Annotated in this window: 17 protein-coding genes, 1 tRNA gene and 1 pseudogene; 6 read left to right on the forward strand and 13 right to left on the reverse strand. The window is 43.6% G+C overall.

Annotated features, from left to right (window positions below):
• Window positions 1-2: 2 nt before the first annotated feature.
• The 5 genes from BMZ56_RS26010 to ribD all read right to left on the reverse strand — a co-directional run bounded on the left by BMZ56_RS26010 (window position 3) and on the right by ribD (window position 4,321).
• Complete coding sequence (locus BMZ56_RS26010; RefSeq protein ID WP_090629371.1) at window positions 3-224, reverse strand: PspC domain-containing protein; 222 nt, start codon at window positions 222-224, stop codon at window positions 3-5.
• Window positions 224-1,513, reverse strand: a complete 1,290-nt coding sequence (locus BMZ56_RS18605) for a DUF2851 family protein (protein ID WP_090629207.1) — start codon at window positions 1,511-1,513, stop codon at window positions 224-226. Before BMZ56_RS18605 ends, BMZ56_RS26010 begins: the two co-directional genes overlap by 1 nt.
• 90 nt (window positions 1,514-1,603) lie before the next feature.
• On the reverse strand, window positions 1,604-2,362 hold the full coding sequence (locus tag BMZ56_RS18610; RefSeq protein WP_090629208.1) for an ABC transporter ATP-binding protein: 759 nt from the start codon (window positions 2,360-2,362) through the stop codon (window positions 1,604-1,606).
• 16 nt (window positions 2,363-2,378) lie between these two features.
• Entirely contained in the window at window positions 2,379-3,257 is an 879-nt protein-coding gene (locus BMZ56_RS18615) for an ABC transporter permease (RefSeq protein WP_090629210.1), read from the reverse strand.
• A complete protein-coding gene (gene ribD / locus BMZ56_RS18620; protein ID WP_090629211.1) occupies window positions 3,257-4,321 on the reverse strand; it encodes a bifunctional diaminohydroxyphosphoribosylaminopyrimidine deaminase/5-amino-6-(5-phosphoribosylamino)uracil reductase RibD in 1,065 nt (354 codons plus the stop codon). The genes BMZ56_RS18615 and ribD overlap by 1 nt, the downstream gene beginning before the upstream one ends.
• Before the next feature lie 99 nt (window positions 4,322-4,420).
• Between ribD and prmC the strand changes: the two genes are divergently transcribed.
• Both prmC and BMZ56_RS18630 read left to right on the forward strand, forming a co-directional pair.
• Window positions 4,421-5,287, forward strand: a complete 867-nt coding sequence (gene prmC, locus BMZ56_RS18625) for a peptide chain release factor N(5)-glutamine methyltransferase (protein WP_090629213.1) — start codon at window positions 4,421-4,423, stop codon at window positions 5,285-5,287.
• Window positions 5,288-5,458: 171 nt separating this feature from the next.
• A tRNA-Lys gene (locus BMZ56_RS18630) sits at window positions 5,459-5,531 on the forward strand.
• A 739-nt stretch (window positions 5,532-6,270) separates the two neighbouring features.
• Here the strand turns inward: BMZ56_RS18630 and BMZ56_RS26015 are convergent.
• Window positions 6,271-7,068 (reverse strand): annotated as a pseudogene (locus BMZ56_RS26015) (recombinase family protein); the annotation flags it as partial.
• A 26-nt stretch (window positions 7,069-7,094) separates the two neighbouring features.
• Window positions 7,095-7,256, reverse strand: coding sequence for a hypothetical protein (locus tag BMZ56_RS25660; protein WP_162835070.1), 162 nt, complete (start codon window positions 7,254-7,256; stop codon window positions 7,095-7,097).
• A gap of 489 nt (window positions 7,257-7,745) precedes the next feature.
• Between BMZ56_RS25660 and BMZ56_RS18645 the strand changes: the two genes are divergently transcribed.
• The 4 genes from BMZ56_RS18645 (at window position 7,746) to BMZ56_RS18655 (ending at window position 10,527) form a co-directional block, all read left to right on the forward strand.
• Window positions 7,746-8,279, forward strand: coding sequence for an antirestriction protein ArdA (locus BMZ56_RS18645; protein ID WP_177195210.1), 534 nt, complete (start codon window positions 7,746-7,748; stop codon window positions 8,277-8,279).
• Window positions 8,280-8,581: 302 nt separating this feature from the next.
• On the forward strand, window positions 8,582-9,100 hold the full coding sequence (locus tag BMZ56_RS18650; protein ID WP_090629218.1) for a hypothetical protein: 519 nt from the start codon (window positions 8,582-8,584) through the stop codon (window positions 9,098-9,100).
• Window positions 9,051-9,329: a hypothetical protein gene (locus tag BMZ56_RS25465; protein ID WP_143072967.1), complete on the forward strand. Its 279-nt coding sequence runs from the start codon at window positions 9,051-9,053 to the stop codon at window positions 9,327-9,329. The genes BMZ56_RS18650 and BMZ56_RS25465 overlap by 50 nt, the downstream gene beginning before the upstream one ends.
• A gap of 67 nt (window positions 9,330-9,396) precedes the next feature.
• Window positions 9,397-10,527, forward strand: coding sequence for an IS481 family transposase (locus tag BMZ56_RS18655; RefSeq protein ID WP_090629220.1), 1,131 nt, complete (start codon window positions 9,397-9,399; stop codon window positions 10,525-10,527).
• Window positions 10,528-10,795: 268 nt separating this feature from the next.
• Here the strand turns inward: BMZ56_RS18655 and BMZ56_RS18665 are convergent, their stop codons facing one another.
• From BMZ56_RS18665 to BMZ56_RS18690, 6 genes are all read right to left on the reverse strand, one after another.
• Window positions 10,796-11,731 (reverse strand): NADP-dependent oxidoreductase, encoded by a 936-nt coding sequence (locus BMZ56_RS18665; RefSeq protein WP_090629221.1) that lies wholly within the window; start codon window positions 11,729-11,731, stop codon window positions 10,796-10,798.
• A 32-nt stretch (window positions 11,732-11,763) separates the two neighbouring features.
• Window positions 11,764-12,684: a helix-turn-helix domain-containing protein gene (locus BMZ56_RS18670; protein WP_177195211.1), complete on the reverse strand. Its 921-nt coding sequence runs from the start codon at window positions 12,682-12,684 to the stop codon at window positions 11,764-11,766.
• Window positions 12,685-12,696: 12 nt separating this feature from the next.
• On the reverse strand, window positions 12,697-13,548 hold the full coding sequence (locus tag BMZ56_RS18675; RefSeq protein WP_090629224.1) for an NAD(P)H-binding protein: 852 nt from the start codon (window positions 13,546-13,548) through the stop codon (window positions 12,697-12,699).
• Window positions 13,549-13,761: 213 nt separating this feature from the next.
• Window positions 13,762-14,151 (reverse strand): hypothetical protein, encoded by a 390-nt coding sequence (locus tag BMZ56_RS18680; RefSeq protein WP_090629226.1) that lies wholly within the window; start codon window positions 14,149-14,151, stop codon window positions 13,762-13,764.
• The gene (locus BMZ56_RS18685; protein ID WP_090629227.1) at window positions 14,148-14,903 is read right to left on the reverse strand and encodes a hypothetical protein; all 756 of its coding nucleotides are present in this window, start codon (window positions 14,901-14,903) and stop codon (window positions 14,148-14,150) included. Before BMZ56_RS18685 ends, BMZ56_RS18680 begins: the two co-directional genes overlap by 4 nt.
• Window positions 14,904-15,262: 359 nt before the next feature.
• Window positions 15,263-15,589 (reverse strand): hypothetical protein, encoded by a 327-nt coding sequence (locus BMZ56_RS18690; RefSeq protein ID WP_090629229.1) that lies wholly within the window; start codon window positions 15,587-15,589, stop codon window positions 15,263-15,265.
• Window positions 15,590-15,601: the final 12 nt, after the last annotated feature.

Raw genomic sequence — 15,601 nt, forward strand, 5'->3', positions numbered from 1 at the left:
AATTAAAAGTCCCAAAGGCGGTGACGCATGCGTTTGATATAATTTCGAAAATCTAATACAATGCCCGCCAAGAAGTAGAAAATAATAGGAAATCCCACGGCAAGAAACGATGTGTAGATAAAAAATAAGCGAAGCTTGGAAATGGATATGCCAAGCCGTTCTCCGATGTATGTACATACACCGAAAGAACGCTGTTCAAAAAACAAAATAATTCGCTTTATCATCATTCGTTATACTTGATCAATTGCAGTCCTATTCCACATTCTAAACACCGCTTCCTATCGCAATAAAACGACTTCATTTGTAACAAAGCCTGCGATTCAGCGGCGTGCTCCGCCTGAATACCCAATTCCGAGAAGTGCGCTAAAACTGAATTTTTTTCTATTTTTAAACGTTCCAAAAGAGCTATAGCTCGGTAAATATACAGTTCTTTACCGATATATTTACCATAAGCAAATAAAATACCAGACACCATATTGATGAGCAGGTTATCGATGGAATGCCGTCCCAACTGGCAGCCATGTCTAGAAGAGGGTACATCAAACCGATAACGATCGTTCCAGTAAGAATTTACCGGCAACTTTTCAAACAATGCCTTCAACTGATCGGTATCCTGTGTGTCGATTAACGTGGAAAATAAATGTACCGATCGAAGATATACTGCAGCAAACTGGGCAATCCGGATTGTTGGGAAATTGCTCGGACGTGTGCGAAGAAACTTCCAAGAAGACGCATCCATGGGAGTCAGCGCGTGAAGTTGACGAAGATGACGATATTCCTGTTGTAGTTTCCAAGGATATGCATCTGCAAACAATGGATCTTCCAGCAAACCCGCCTGACCAAAAAATAGGGCTTCTATTGCTTGCGGACTATGGCGATGTCTTGCTAAAACGGTCTGAGGTAAATTTCGGGCCAGCTGCTCAAACGCCTGGGCGTTGACCTTAAATCCGAAACTGCGGGCGGCCCAAAGATAACAGGTGTCTTCCCAGCTTCCGTGTTGCTCGGCCAACAGTTCATAGATAGCAGCAATTTTATGCTCAAAACGCTCAACCAGCAAACGCGACAACCATTGTGACCGGTGAAAAGCCGGAACCCGATGAACCAGCTTTTCGCAGGGGATCCAATACATGCCGCTCATCAATTCACGATACTTCGCTAAAACATGTTTGGGAATCAGCGGTTTCAGTACAAAAGTTTCCGGAAACGTGCCATCTTCACGGCGAATGACTTTATCATCTTCATATACTACATGCAATATGACGTTATTATAAACTTTATCACGGCTATGCTGATGAGCATCCCATTCTGACGCGTGCACGTGAATCTCGACATTTCCGGCCCATTCTGTGTCCCCGATTCGTATCCGCGCAGTGAGAAAATCCGGGCCTGCATCGTTATTTTGATAGCCCGTATCTAATATCATCAGTGTTTTTTTTGACACGGTAAACAGCTGAGTGGCATGATACAGCCGGTATTTCCAAACAAAATGTAATATATCTTCTGGCAAGGTCATACATCAGGTTCATAGGTACGTACGACAAAGGTAGATATTTTATCGCTAACAGCCAACGAATGCGTAACAATCGTTCTCGATCGTGCAAAATCATTCATAATAATCAAACCAGGAAACCACGTCGGCATGGCCGAGTTCGGATTTAGCCTGTTGATTATAATCACGAACAACGCGCCCGCTTTCCATCTGAATAAGACGCGTTCCATAACGCAACGCCTCGCCAATATTGTGGGTTACCAACAACGCAGTCAGCTTATTCTCCTGTATAATCCGATCGGCGATCTCCATCACTTCCCGGGCAGATCGCGGATCCAACGCCGCGGAAGGCTCGTCAAGCAACAGCACGTCTACATCCGTCATTACCGTCATCAATAACGTAAGCGCTTGCCGCTGTCCGCCACTCAGCGTGCCCATGGGTTGAGCCAGCTTATCTTCAAGCCCCATCCCTAAAGTTGACACCTTATCGCGCACTATTTGCGTGAACGTACGATCCATTCCCAATTTCATCCACTTCCGAGATCGGCGCAAGGCTGCCATTCGGAAGTTATCCAATATGGTTAGTGATGCAGCCGTTCCAAGTAGCGGATTTTGAAAAACACGGGCTACGCATTGGCTCCGGCGGTAGTCCGGCAGCCGCTGAATTTCTTTATTATGCAATCGAATACTGCCTGTGTCTGCATAGATATTACCCGCAATCAGATTAAGCAATGTGCTTTTTCCCGAACCATTCGCGCCAACAAGTACCGTATAACTCCCTGCATTCAGTTGGAGCGTTATATCTTGCACGGCGGTCACTTCGGTGGCCTTGCCGACATTAAATACTTTGGTGATATGTTGAAGATCAAGCATCCGATATTTCTATTAATCATCGCCTACTGAGTTGCAGAATGCCGCCCATCCTTGGCAAAGCGACAATGAACAAAACCAGTAGTGAAGTCGTTAGCTTCAGTAGGTTCGCATCCACACCGACTCCAAGAGCCGCGGCCAATATCAATTGAAAAATGACAACACCAAAAAGCACACAAACTAACATGACGGAAATTGCACGGACTTTCAAAAAGTTAATTGCCGTATCTCCTATAATTACCGCACCCAAGCCACTGATGACAATACCTATCCCCATATTTATATCCGTAAACCCCTGAAATTGTGCCATTAATGATCCACTACAGGCTACCAATGCATTGGATATTGCTAGGCCGTATACTTTCATCCGCGACGTATTGACGCCTTGGGCCCGTATCATCGGTTCGCTGTCGCCCGTAGCTCGCATCGCGATACCAAAATCACTCCGAAGCAAATAGCTCATGACCAAAAATAAGATAGCCAACATGATCAGCAGCACTGACAGAGTATTGTGATCCGGACTTTCAAACACTCCAAATCCTGAAAATATATCCATGTAGCCGAGTAAAGGCATATTCGAGCGACCCAACAACACCAGGTTGACCGAATATAGCGCCGTCATCACCAATATCCCAGCTAAAAGTGCATGGATCCGAAGACGGGTATGGATCAATGCTGTGCAGCTTCCCGCCAGCGCGCCCCCGGCCAATGCCAAAAACAACGTAACTATTGCAGAGGAACCCTGGGCCAATCCCACTGCTGTAATCACCGCACCTAACGTGTAGCTCCCATCTGTGGTAATATCGGGAATATTAAAAATCTTCATGGAAAGAAAAAGGCCGATGACCAAGGGACCGAAACACATGGCCTGAATAATTGCTGCTACGTAAAAATCCATTAGGTGGTTTGATAATGATTTCGGTAATAAATATCCAGACGATCTGCACCGATACTACGACTTTCTGACACCGCAGCATGCAATGCCGGCGAGGGGATTCCGTCACCCCACGTATTGTGAGAAGTAAATATGCGAGCCTCGTCCCACAATCCGGCCTCTATAAATAGGTTAAGTGTCTTCCTCCCTCCTTCCACTATCAGCGATTGGACGTCCATCAAATATAATTGATAAAGGATCTTTTGTGGCAAGTAAAAGTCCATATCCTCCAATTCAATGTATTTAACCCCATCCGTCCAATCTGACCGGGAAGCATTGAAAACGATTGTTTCAGCACTTCCGTCAAACAGCTCCAAATCTGTTGGCACGACAAGGTGCTTATCAATCAGAATCCGTTTGGGATTTCTGCCTTTCCATTCTCGCACCGTGAGCTGCGGACGATCGGCTAAGGCCGTCTTAGCTCCCACCAACACGGCATCTTCCTCACTGCGCCAACGATGCACTACCTGCTTAGCCACCGGCCCAGTTATCCAGCGTTGTGTCCCAGAAGCAGGTGCCATGTAACCATCTGCTGTTTGCGCCCATTTAAGGATAACATACGGTCGTTGATGCTGTACCCTCGTCATAAATCTACGGTTGACCCAAAGCGCTTCCCTCGCCAATACCCCTTCAACCACTTCGATACCAGCATCCCTCAACAGCTGAATGCCTTGGCCATTTACCTGGCCGAACGGATCCCTGCAGGCAATCACCACCCGGCCAACGCGGTGATCAGCCAACAGCTGGGCACAAGGAGGGGTTTTTCCATAATGTGCACAGGGTTCCAAGCTCACATACATCGTGGCAGATTTAAATAACTCGGCAGCATTATCACCATACCGCCGTTGTACATCCGCAATCACCAATGCCTCCGCGTGCGGACCGCCAAATTTTCGGTGATAATCTTCTGCTACAATATGCCCGTTGTGCACAAGCACCGCTCCTACCATAGGATTAGGGCTAACCCACCCGGCTCCCAATTGGGCTAACTCTAAACAACGCCGCATATAAGGTTCGTGCTCTTGCATGTTGCAAACATACTTAAAATGTGCCAATCAATGTTCAGCAAACGAACCCTTCGTGACAATCGCACTTGGCGATCCGAAAGTATCCCGTATTTTTGTACAATGCGGCAACTAGCAAGCGTAGAACAGCAATTTATAGACGAACTGACAGATTTTTATGACGCCGGGGAGGCCCGACAGCTATATCTCCTCGTTTTAGAAGATCAATTAGGATGGACCCGACATGATTATCTCCGGCGTAGGCAAGAACTCATTGACGACCAGCGAATCAATAGATTGCTTGAAGTACTATCTTCTCTGAAAAAGGCCAAACCCATACAGTACATTCTGGGATACACCTGGTTTATGGGGATGAAATTGACGGTCGACCAGGCTGTGCTGATTCCCCGGCCTGAGACGGAAGAATTGGTTCAGCTCATCATCGACCAACAACGGTCTACTCATAACGATTCACCCAGTATCATCGATATCGGTACGGGCAGCGGCTGTATCGCTGTTGCACTTAAAAGGGCACTTCCTCGTGCCATTCTCCACGCGTTGGATGTTTCCAAGGACGCCTTGCGTGTCGCTAAACAAAATGCCGATACGCAAGGTGTGTCTATCGAATGGATCCAAGCAGACATTCTTGAATGGGATGTTACCTTCCAAACAGATCAGCTATTTGACACGGTCGTAAGCAATCCGCCTTATATTACCGACCAAGAACGAAGTGAAATGCATGCCAATGTTTTAGCCCATGAACCTCATTTGGCTCTCTTCGTTGGCGACAGTGCCCCTTTGCTGTTTTACGAACACATTGCGGCATTTGCGTTGAAACACCTTCGGCGAGGGGGCAACCTCTACTTCGAAATCAACCGCAATTATGGCTTAGCCGTATGCGATCTATTACAAAAAAAAGGGTTCAAGGATGTCCAGCTGTATCCGGACCTGCAAGGGGCTGACCGTATGATTCACGCCAAGAAAATTTAATCAATGGAAAACGATTGGAAACGGAAGGCAGAAATTCGAGAAATGTTAACCATTGATTTAAAAGCAGTTGTTAGCGATCGAAAATTATCTGAAATTTATTTTGGACGATAAAGTCGATAATCCTATCTTTGCACCACTTTCCAAAAAAGGAAAAGCGCTCTTAAAAACAATGATTCCGTAGCTCAGCTGGTAGAGCAATACACTTTTAATGTATGGGTCCTGGGTTCGAATCCCAGCGGGATCACTTCTTGGGACAAGTCTAAAAATGATAGACTTGTCCCATTTTTTTTACTCTGTAACTTGCTGTTATTCTGATAGATAAGAGCGATCGCAGAATTTAGCCTCGGAGTTCGATGTTGTGTTCCGTCAAATTCCAAAAAATCGGGGAACATCGAACTCACTATAAGCCTTTTTTCCTCAATATCGCCGTTTTCATACCGTCTATCAATGTTTGCGACCTTTTTTAAGGTGGATGCTACTAAGTCTTTTATCTCCGTTCCCACTACTGCCAAGTCGTTTAATCTACGTTCCAAAACCTCAATCTTTCCTTTGGTCAATTTCTTTACTTCTTGGAAGTCGTCATCTGCCATTTCTCCATCGGCATTTTTTAAAAGCGCATTTTGATAGCGTTTGTTCAACGCATCAATCTCACCTATGATATTTGTCCGTTCGGTATTTTGGGCTTTGGTTTTGTTATTGAAATCTTTTATAAAGGCTTCGATAAAAACATCGACCATACCCTCTTTTGGCGACATATACCGTAACTGTTTTAAGAAAGCCTCATTGGCGGTTTCGGCTTTGAACCGTACTCCGCAGGAGGAAGTGCAATGATAGTAGTAATAGTAATTGCCCATCTTGCCTTTTGAGGCACTTCCTGTGAGCATCCTATTACAATTAGGGTTAGGGCATTTAATAAACCCTCTAAGCGGTAGATTGTCCATAGCCACGATTTTAGGCTTTACAACCCTCTTTCTCCCATCGAGAATATCCTGTACATCCGCAAAGGTCTTTTCGCTGATTAATGGCTCATGCTGTCCTTTGACAAAATATCCCTTTTCCTCTTTGTAAGGAGGAATGAATATTTTGCCACAGTACAGGGGGTTTCGGACGGCTACCCAAAAGTTATTTTTGCTGAACCGACCTTTTCCATCGGCTTTCTCCCGAACCATTTTCCATATCTGTTCCGTATTGAAGTTATTGGAAATGATTTGTTCAAACGCCCATTTTAAAAGTGGTGCTTCAAAATCATGGGGTGCAATGAATTTCTTTTTGCCCTCTGTTATCTTATTGACATATCCCAAAGGAGCAGTACCCATATACCGCCCCTCTTTTTTCGCCCTGCGCATTCCGTGAAAGACATTTAATGCACGTCTGTCGTTCTCAACTTCCGGTGAAGCGAGATAGAACGCAAGCATGATTTTATTTTCGGGAATGGTAAGGTCTAAGGGCTGTTCTATCGCAACAGGCTCAACGCCATGTGTCCGTAACTGGTTAATCATTTGGTAGGCATCCCCTGCATTTCTACTGAACCTATCCCATTTGGTAAATAATATTATTGACCCCGCTTTGTTGTTCTTTGTTTTACGCAGGTTGGATAAATATTTCTGCCACTCTGGACGTTTAAAAGATTTTGCCGAATGGTCTTCTATGTAAACATCCCTTACCGGAATGCCCTTTATCTCGCAATATTTTCTTAATCGGTCTTCTTGGTCACGTTGCGAATATCCCTTGTCCGCTTGCTCGTCTGTCGATACACGTATGTATAAATCTGCCTTTCTCATCACAACAGTTTTCCTTGTTCATTTGGTTAAAGTTTTCCTCTTAGATATTGGTTAACTGCAATGTGAGCTATCTTCTTGACAAACTCCAAGATGGTTTTTGCTTCCTCTATATCGACCTCTGTTCCTTTCTTTTTCAAGATTTGTACAACTCTTTCGGGTGTTAAATCGTTCGCTTTTTCTTTCTCCATCTTCAATTGATTTTTGCCTGTTAACCGCACGGATTAATCCGCACAGGCAAACTTATCGCACTGATGGAGTGGATATTGGATTGTGTCTTTGGGTTGAATTACTTGGCATAGTCTGCCTGTTTAGAACCATTTCGGCAATGCTATCCTCATTACTTCCACGTTTGGTTATGCCTAAAAAGCGAGTATGCCTGTTGTTCACGTTTCATGGAGCAAAGGTTGGACGTGTTCTTAACGTAGGCAAAAGGTCATGCAAGTTTGAAAAAAAATCTCCACCCGTTGGGTAGTATTTGTTTCCCAAAACCTTGTGCATCCTAAACACTAACCTTTGATGCTCCCGAAACGAAACACAGCATACTCCGGCTCTTTACACGAATAAAAAAAATGTCAGGCATGAGGAATATAAGCAGTGGAAATGGTATTGAAACAAAACAACAGCACCAACTCTCATTGCCGAATAAATCAAAAAAATCAATTCAAAACAGTAAAGAAATGACACATCAAATAAACACATCGGAAGCAAGGGTATATGTAGGCACATACGGAAAATATAATGACGGTTCAATCTTCGGGGAATGGCTCAAGCTGTCCGACTATGCAGATAAAAACGAGTTTTACACGGCTTGCAAGGAGTTACACAATGACGAGACAGACCCCGAATTTATGTTCCAAGACTACGAGAATATCCCAAACGGATTAATCGGCGAAAGTTGGATAAGCGATAGCATATTTGAGTTTTTGGAGGCTTTGGAAGATATGGACGAAACCCGAAAAGAGGCATTCCTAATATGGTGCGGAAACGGACACCGTAAGCTATCCGAGGGCGATATTGACGACCTAATAAGCGACTTTGACGATGACTATATAGGCGAGTACAAGGACGAGGAAGATTTTGCCTATGAACAGGTAGAGCAAATGGACTTGCCCGAATTTGCAAAAACGTACTTCGATTATGAGGCTTATGCCCGTGACCTGTTTAGCGGTGACTATTGGAGTGATAGCGGTCATGTATTTTATAATTCTTGAATTTTCGGGAACGGTGCGCCGTTCCCATTTTTATTAAATCCGGTAGGAAAAAAGACAGATCCTTTCGGTGGTCGGGACCGTCTTTTTGCGGAAAGCGGAACACCCCCTTTGTAAAATGCCTCCGCCTCATCATTCCTCACACCTGCATTTTTCAAATAGGTTACATTCGGAGTGAGTTGAGACGAAAAAGAAAGTAGCAAAGAAACCAAAGATTGTAGTTGATTAACTTTTACATTAATTGCTGATAATGAAAGCTTTTTATTCTTTAAATTTGTTACTACAACCAGATAAACGCAATAATAATGAAAAAATACATCTACTATCCAAATTTTGAACCTCCTGAAAATGAATGGTTAAAATTCTCAATTTTATATTTAGATAAGTTCGAAAGTATTATACCATATAACCGACAACATTTGATTAGTAACGACTATCGGAAGCTTCAAAATGAAACGGATTTGGTGGACTTTTTCTCTCCAGAGTACTATCAAGGTGAACAAGCTTCATTGAAAGCCATTTCCGAAGCTGAAAGAATTATAAAGAGAACTTACGAATCAAGCTTCCTTTTTAACAGAGTTAATATTTTTAGAGATTGGAAAAATCCAAATACTTGGGACTACCAAATTTATGGAGAAAAATTTTCAAATTCTTGGGTTGAATTTTGTGAAGGCGAAAAGATTGGACGAAGAAATGCCGATGGTATTGTATTACCAAGAAGCCTTGCTTTCTTATATATGACACATCTCGCAAAAGCAATTGCATTTGAAAGAAATGGTAGTATTATTACAGACAATTTACAACTACAATTATACGTTCAATGAAATAGCAAGAGAAATCATAAGACTTGGGATTGATATCGCCACCATACCTCTTGCATTTTACACTTTAGCCCATAATTCAGAAGCTTTAAATCAAGAATATATAAAAGAAGTTTTTGGAAGTTTAAGTATTATTGGTGGAGGATATTATGGTATCCGCAAATCACTTTATGATAAACGAGATGAAAGAATATGTAAAAAATATTTAGCAAGACTCCATCATTTAAAATAAGATGAATTAGTCACGACTTAATCTGACAGTTACGATTAGAAAAGTAACTTTAAACAGATTAAGTAATATGACAACACAACAAAAAATCATCAAGAACAAGTTGGGAGTATTGGAGCTTGCACAGCACCTGGGCAATGTATCAAAGGCGTGCAAAGTGATGGGGTATTCCCGCGATAGCTTTTACCGTTTCAAGGAACTGTATGAACAAGGAGGCGAATTAGCCCTGCAGGAGATCTCCAGGCGTAAGCCGATCCTGAAGAACAGGGTTGAGGAACACGTCGAGCGTGCAGCGGTCGAGATGGCCATAGACCAGCCTGCGTTTGGCCAACTGCGGGCAAGCAACGAACTGAAGAAAAAAGGCATCGTCATTTCCCCGGGCGGGGTCAGGAGTATCTGGCTGCGTCACGATCTCCATACTTTCAAACTGCGTTTAAAAGCACTGGAAGCAAAATCGGCACAGGAAGGCATTGTGCTGACCGAAGCACAGCTGGCCGCATTGGAACGTGCCAGGGAAGAGAAAAAAGCCATGGGTGAAATCGAGACCCACCATCCGTGTTACCTTGGTGCACAGGACACCTATTACGTCGGGAACATCAAGGGTGTCGGCCATATTTACCAGCAGACGTTCATCGACACCTATTCCAAAGTGGCCTTCACCAAGTTGTATGACCGTAAAAACGCACTGGTGGCTGCCGATATGCTCAATGACCGCGTGGTACCTTTTTATGAGGAACACGACCTCAGGCTGCTCCGGGTGTTGACCGACAGGGGGACGGAATATTGCGGTGCAAGGGAACACCACGAATACCAGCTCTATCTTGCCATCGAGGATATAGACCATAGCAAAACAAAAGCTAAAAGCCCGCAGACCAACGGAATCTGTGAACGCTTCCATAGGACCGTCCAGGAAGAGTTCTACGCTGTTGCTTTCCGGAAAAAGGTGTACAGGGGCATTGACGAATTACAGCATGATCTGGACAAATGGATGGCCTATTACAACAATGAGCGTACCCATACGGGAAAATACTGCTACGGAAAAACGCCAATGCAGACGTTTGTGCAGAGTAAACCCTTAGCGCACGAAAAGTTGTTGGAAGCACTATCCGAAGACCATTTTGTGCCTAAGCCCTCCTCCACACAGAGAGAGGGCGTGGCAAAAAATGAGTCTGTCGAGTTTGAAGAAAATGGAGTATATTAGCAGAGAGCAACTGACAGTTTTTTAGAACCCCTGACTGTCAGATCAAGTAGTGGCTATTACACATTGAACATACGGGTTTATCTAATGCCAAACCATAACTCTCTGCAAGCTCTCTAACCTGTTGCTTTCTGAACAGCTTTTTTAAAACAGTTTTTAAGGGTAAATCGGGGAACATCATCATAAAATGAAGAAAGCTGAGATATTTCTCCTTCATTTCGACACCAATATTATTGTACATTTCCCTGTTTCATTTTTGTTTCCTGTTCAGCTAAACGGTAAGTACGATTTTTCCTGCGGTGCGACGGGTTTCAACCTGGGCATGGGCTTCTGCCATAGCCGCAAAGGGATAAATTTTGGCAATGTGTGGCCTTATCGTGCCTTTCGATATTAAATCAGCGATTGCTCTTAAATCATCTCCATTAGGTTGCATTCCCCATAAGGACAGATTCACGTTTTTTTCTTTAGCTTTAATCTTCAGGTTTTCGTTTGTAAGCGCCAAAATTGAAATAATAGTACCACCCGGTTTTACCACACCAATAGAATGCTCCAGAACATCGCCGCCTACACTATCAAAAACAAAATCAACATTGTCAATTACCTCCCAGAAATTTTCACTTTGGTAATCGATATGTCTATCAGCGCCCAGTGCCATAACAAAATCACGGTTTTTAGCTGACGATGTTGCAATTACTTCGGCACCTAAATGCTTGGCCATTTGCACGGCATAATGTCCCACTCCACCTGATGCCGCATGAATAAGAATTTTGTCGCCCTTTTTTATATTCATTCCGCGAACCAGGGGTTGCCATGCTGTCAAACCAGCCATTGGTAAAGCGGCAGCTTCTTCAAAACTAATATGACCCGGCTTCCGAGCCAACATCTTTGCGTTTACCGCGACAAATTCGGCATAGCCACGAGCATTCGGTAAAAGCGCAAAGACAGCGTCACCTACGTCAAACCCATCGGTACCTTCAGCTTTTTCTACAATTTCCCCAGAGATATCCCAACCCAACACTGCAGGGCGGTATTCGCCAAATAAAGCGGTAATAAATGCAGGTGAATTGCGATAAATGGTATCAGCAGGGTTGATGCCAATGGCTTTTACTTTGACTAAAACTTCTCCATTTTTCAAAGTAGGTTTCTGTGCTTCGCCAAGTAGCAGGTTATCAGGACCTCCGGCTTCATATAATAAGTATGCCTTCATAACTGAAAAGTTAGTGATTTACCTGTTTGTTGTCAGTTAAACGATTGCCTGAATTTCAAAGGCGAAACGTTTGTCTTGGTTTTGAAAAGCTTGCTGAAGGATTGTGAATGCTCAAAACCCAGTTCGTAAGCAATTTCGCTTACGGAGAGATTAGTTGTGGATAGTTTTTCCCTGGCTTTTTCTATCAGTTTGTCGTGGATATGCTGCTGGGTGTTTTGCCCGGTAAGCGCCCTAAGCAGGCTGCCTAAATAACCCGGTGAAACATTTAATTCCGCTGCAACGTATTGAACGGTCGGCAACCCTTTTGAAATCAAGTCATCGCTATTGAAGTAGTCTGTCAATAACTTTTCCAGACGCTCCAATAGTTGATGATGCGCTTTTTCTCTTGTAATGAACTGACGGTTGTAAAACCTTTCCGAATAATTGAGCAACGCCTCTACGTGGGAAATGATGATCTGCTTGGTAAACTTGTCAATATTGGCACGATATTCCTGCCTGATATTTTCTATGATCCCGTTAAGCGTTCCTTCTTCTTTTTCCGATAACAGCAACGCTTCGTTTACCGAATAATCAAAGAAATCATACTTCTTGATACCCTTTGCCAACTGTGTGTTCCAAATAAAATCAGGGTGTATGAGCAACATCCAACCAGACGGTTCTCCGGAACGTTCTTTCTCATTGATTTCAATGTCAAGCACCTGGTTTGGCGACATAAAAAACAGTACGCCGCCATCTTCAAAATCGTAGAGCAGCTGCCCATATTTATACTTTACGCCTTGCATATGCTTCAACGCAATAAAATAGAAATCAAATACCGCGCTCATCGTACTTTGATTGGGCAAGCCGGTGAAATCCTCCTTTGTTACTATACTGATCAAAGGATGTTCGGGCTTAGACAAGCCTCGTAGCCGGTGAAACTCGCTGATTGATTTTATTCTAACTGGCTTTGTCATATACAAAGATAATTATTGTCGCTTGTATGCTTTTGCAAATTCCCTGGCAAACGCTTTCAATTTTGTTTTTCCCAATTCGGGCCTGTGTTTCAGATAATTCGTAAATGTTTTTCCGCTGTGTGTGTCTGCCTGCATGCTTACGAATTCATGTGCAAGCTGTTGCGGAAAGCCTGATTGGATCAAGCCGTCTAAAAGTTGCTCTTCTGGTAATGCTATCCATTTCAGGTCAGGCTTGCCGATGGCTTCGCCTAAAATCTTTGCCGCTTCATTACAGGTCAATTCCTCGCTTGCGACATAGCGGACCTTTTTCCCCTGAAACGGCCTTGTCAGCTCTTCAAAAGCCGCGTCTGCAATATCATCCGGAGAAACAAATGCAATCTTATCCTCTCCGCCATAACCGGACATTATTGCTCCATGCTCTTTTATTGTTTGAATGTCATTGTAGAAATTGGTGTAAAAGGAACCGGGACGTAGCTCGATGACCGTTCTGTCTGATAGCTGGATGAGTAGAATGGAGTCTGCCGTATCAGCCGCCCAACCGGTCAGAAATACAACTTTTTCAATTTCATTTTCCCTGATCGCCTGTACATAATTCGTTTCCATTTTTTTGAAATAGGCCGCTTGGTCTTCTTCCATAAAGTTGAAAGGGATCATACAATACACAGCGTCTGCACCGACAAAAGTTGTTGTCAAAAAATCTATGTCTGCTACTGATCCGATTGCTGCTTTTGCGCCAAGGGTTTCAATGTCTTTTTGTTTGTCGGCTTTACTGCTGATAACCGTTACCGAATGTCCGTTCGCAAGCAATGCTGTTGCAAGCGGTTTGCTGATGTTGCCCAATGAGCCTGTCAATACAATATTCATATGCTGTCTTTTTTGTTACTGCAAAGTTGCAACACTGTCTAGCAACAGATGTAACCAAAGCGACTGTTTTTGTAGCCAAAATGAATGGTCTTTGTTACCAGGCAACTTGTTTGGGTGGAGCAATTTTGAAGTTTGCGACCGATTGAGGATACCGGTCGGGCGGCAAGCGCGCAAAGATAACGCTCATTCCGGGCGGCTTACCTGTTCCCGAGACTATCGGTTTCGGAGGGACAGCCTACCACAGCCCATATAGGTTACATTCCTGTAGGCAAAGTAGATTTCATGTGTGGGACTACCTTCTTCGGTTATGTCCAGGGTACAACCACCGTTGTCCGAATGCCTGACGATCCCGTGAATTTCGTTGCCCTGAAATGCGTAGGTTTCGGTATGGGCTTGCTTGCGGGATAAAAGCAGGGTATCCTTTACGATATCGTTGATGCAGTGCAGAACAACATAGTTGTCTTTAATCTCCATCTCCCAGAAAGGCTCGGTGCCTTCAAAATAGCCGGTTATGATGGTTTTTCCCTCCATTGTCCCGGAACCCGTTATGAGCAGATAACAACAACCGATCAGCATTACCCATACACTCCTTTTAACCGTCATAACCGCTCTACCTTTATTTTTCCAATTTCAAAAGGTATCCTTTTAACGGACGCCTCATTTTCGATCATGATCTCCACCGAAATATCATCTTTTTCGGCTTGAGAAATGTCCCTTTTAATTTTAGTTAACGCGTATATAATACCGGTCTTCTTGTCCTTAAGCGTCATGTTAGTATACCCCGGCATCGGATCATCATTGATGAAATAGACGATCTTCTGTTCATCCGTGTACCTGTATGCGTATATGATATCAAAGAAGCTAAAGTCAATTTTACGGTAAGGTTCACTGTCTTTTGTCCTGTATTTAAAGTCCGGGAAGACTTTATTTATCACCGTCGAATCAACAATGGCGAAATAGAGGTCGGGATTTTCCGCCAGTATTGCCTTGTCCACCAGATTAACATTGCGGGCAATGCCCCCGTTTTTTCCCAGGTTGAAGTATGAATTGCTTTCTTCGGATGGGGTAAAATATTTCATGACACCCCTGATATGTAGCTCCCTGCTTTTTTTCTTGGGGGGATAATACCGTGATGTTTCGGCTCTTCCATTATTATAGTTATAGTTCAGCGGATATTCGAAGTTTTCTTCCAGCACGTTTCCCCTGTTATCCGTTACGGTCATGGTATCGATGTTGATCAGCTCGAACTTGCTGGTTGGCTTACCCATGTTCAGACCGATCTCTATAAAATCTTCCGTTTGGTTAGCATGGGATACCGTGATCTCTCCCTGCCCGAAGCATCTGGTAGCTATCATTATAAGCATCAATATAATATTCTCTTTCATGGATGTGTTTTACATGTCGTTGCTTATGCGCATACATTTACTTTATACCTGTCTTGCACTTATTTTGTACCTGTCGTGGGTACCTGACCGCAAGTACCGCGGACCGAATTACAACCAGACCGGCCGAAACAAATGTAAAAACTCTTTTGAGAACCGGTGAAATACGGGAGTTTTTTTAGCTAACAGGTGCCACTTTCGGGAACCACCCAGGATGCTTCCCTTCTATGCGCATCTAAAACCCTACGCGATCCAAGCAAATCATGTGGATTTGCATGACAACACTGTGAACCATGCCGCTAGATTACTGCTGAACATATTTGAATGAAGTGCTACTTCCTATTAAACGAGTAGTCGATTGAAAATTTCACTACCGGCTCTTTGAGCAGGTTTATCTCATTATGATTCACATATTGGTAAACACTCGCTTTGAGGTTGATCACCTGGTCTATCTCTATGCCGGCGTCCAGTGAATATCCAAACAAAAGCCCATTGTCGAATCCTGGTCCAAAAAGTGCCTGTAAATTCCCTTTGGAAGACAGCGACGCCATTCCTTTTGCCTGGACATAAAAAACCCCCAAGTTATCCGTATCTGTATCCTTCCAGGCGCCTGTCTGGAAAAACAATCCTACATTACCAAGCCCATTAAAGAAATTCATGTTTTTGCCTGT

It is taken from the genome of Parapedobacter indicus (genome assembly GCF_900113765.1).
Taxonomy (GTDB): domain Bacteria; phylum Bacteroidota; class Bacteroidia; order Sphingobacteriales; family Sphingobacteriaceae; genus Parapedobacter; species Parapedobacter indicus.

Coding starts and splice junctions, on each gene's coding strand:
- BMZ56_RS26010 (WP_090629371.1), bottom strand. CDS start 224: ATGATAAAGCGAATTATTTTGTTTTTTGAACAGCGTTCTTTCGGTGTA.
- BMZ56_RS18605 (WP_090629207.1), bottom strand. CDS start 1,513: ATGACCTTGCCAGAAGATATATTACATTTTGTTTGGAAATACCGGCTG.
- BMZ56_RS18610 (WP_090629208.1), bottom strand. CDS start 2,362: ATGCTTGATCTTCAACATATCACCAAAGTATTTAATGTCGGCAAGGCC.
- BMZ56_RS18615 (WP_090629210.1), bottom strand. CDS start 3,257: ATGGATTTTTACGTAGCAGCAATTATTCAGGCCATGTGTTTCGGTCCC.
- ribD (WP_090629211.1), bottom strand. CDS start 4,321: ATGCAAGAGCACGAACCTTATATGCGGCGTTGTTTAGAGTTAGCCCAA.
- prmC (WP_090629213.1), top strand. CDS start 4,421: ATGCGGCAACTAGCAAGCGTAGAACAGCAATTTATAGACGAACTGACA.
- BMZ56_RS25660 (WP_162835070.1), bottom strand. CDS start 7,256: ATGGAGAAAGAAAAAGCGAACGATTTAACACCCGAAAGAGTTGTACAA.
- BMZ56_RS18645 (WP_177195210.1), top strand. CDS start 7,746: ATGACACATCAAATAAACACATCGGAAGCAAGGGTATATGTAGGCACA.
- BMZ56_RS18650 (WP_090629218.1), top strand. CDS start 8,582: ATGAAAAAATACATCTACTATCCAAATTTTGAACCTCCTGAAAATGAA.
- BMZ56_RS25465 (WP_143072967.1), top strand. CDS start 9,051: ATGGTAGTATTATTACAGACAATTTACAACTACAATTATACGTTCAAT.
- BMZ56_RS18655 (WP_090629220.1), top strand. CDS start 9,397: ATGACAACACAACAAAAAATCATCAAGAACAAGTTGGGAGTATTGGAG.
- BMZ56_RS18665 (WP_090629221.1), bottom strand. CDS start 11,731: ATGAAGGCATACTTATTATATGAAGCCGGAGGTCCTGATAACCTGCTA.
- BMZ56_RS18670 (WP_177195211.1), bottom strand. CDS start 12,684: ATGACAAAGCCAGTTAGAATAAAATCAATCAGCGAGTTTCACCGGCTA.
- BMZ56_RS18675 (WP_090629224.1), bottom strand. CDS start 13,548: ATGAATATTGTATTGACAGGCTCATTGGGCAACATCAGCAAACCGCTT.
- BMZ56_RS18680 (WP_090629226.1), bottom strand. CDS start 14,151: ATGACGGTTAAAAGGAGTGTATGGGTAATGCTGATCGGTTGTTGTTAT.
- BMZ56_RS18685 (WP_090629227.1), bottom strand. CDS start 14,903: ATGATAGCTACCAGATGCTTCGGGCAGGGAGAGATCACGGTATCCCAT.
- BMZ56_RS18690 (WP_090629229.1), bottom strand. CDS start 15,589: ATGAATTTCTTTAATGGGCTTGGTAATGTAGGATTGTTTTTCCAGACA.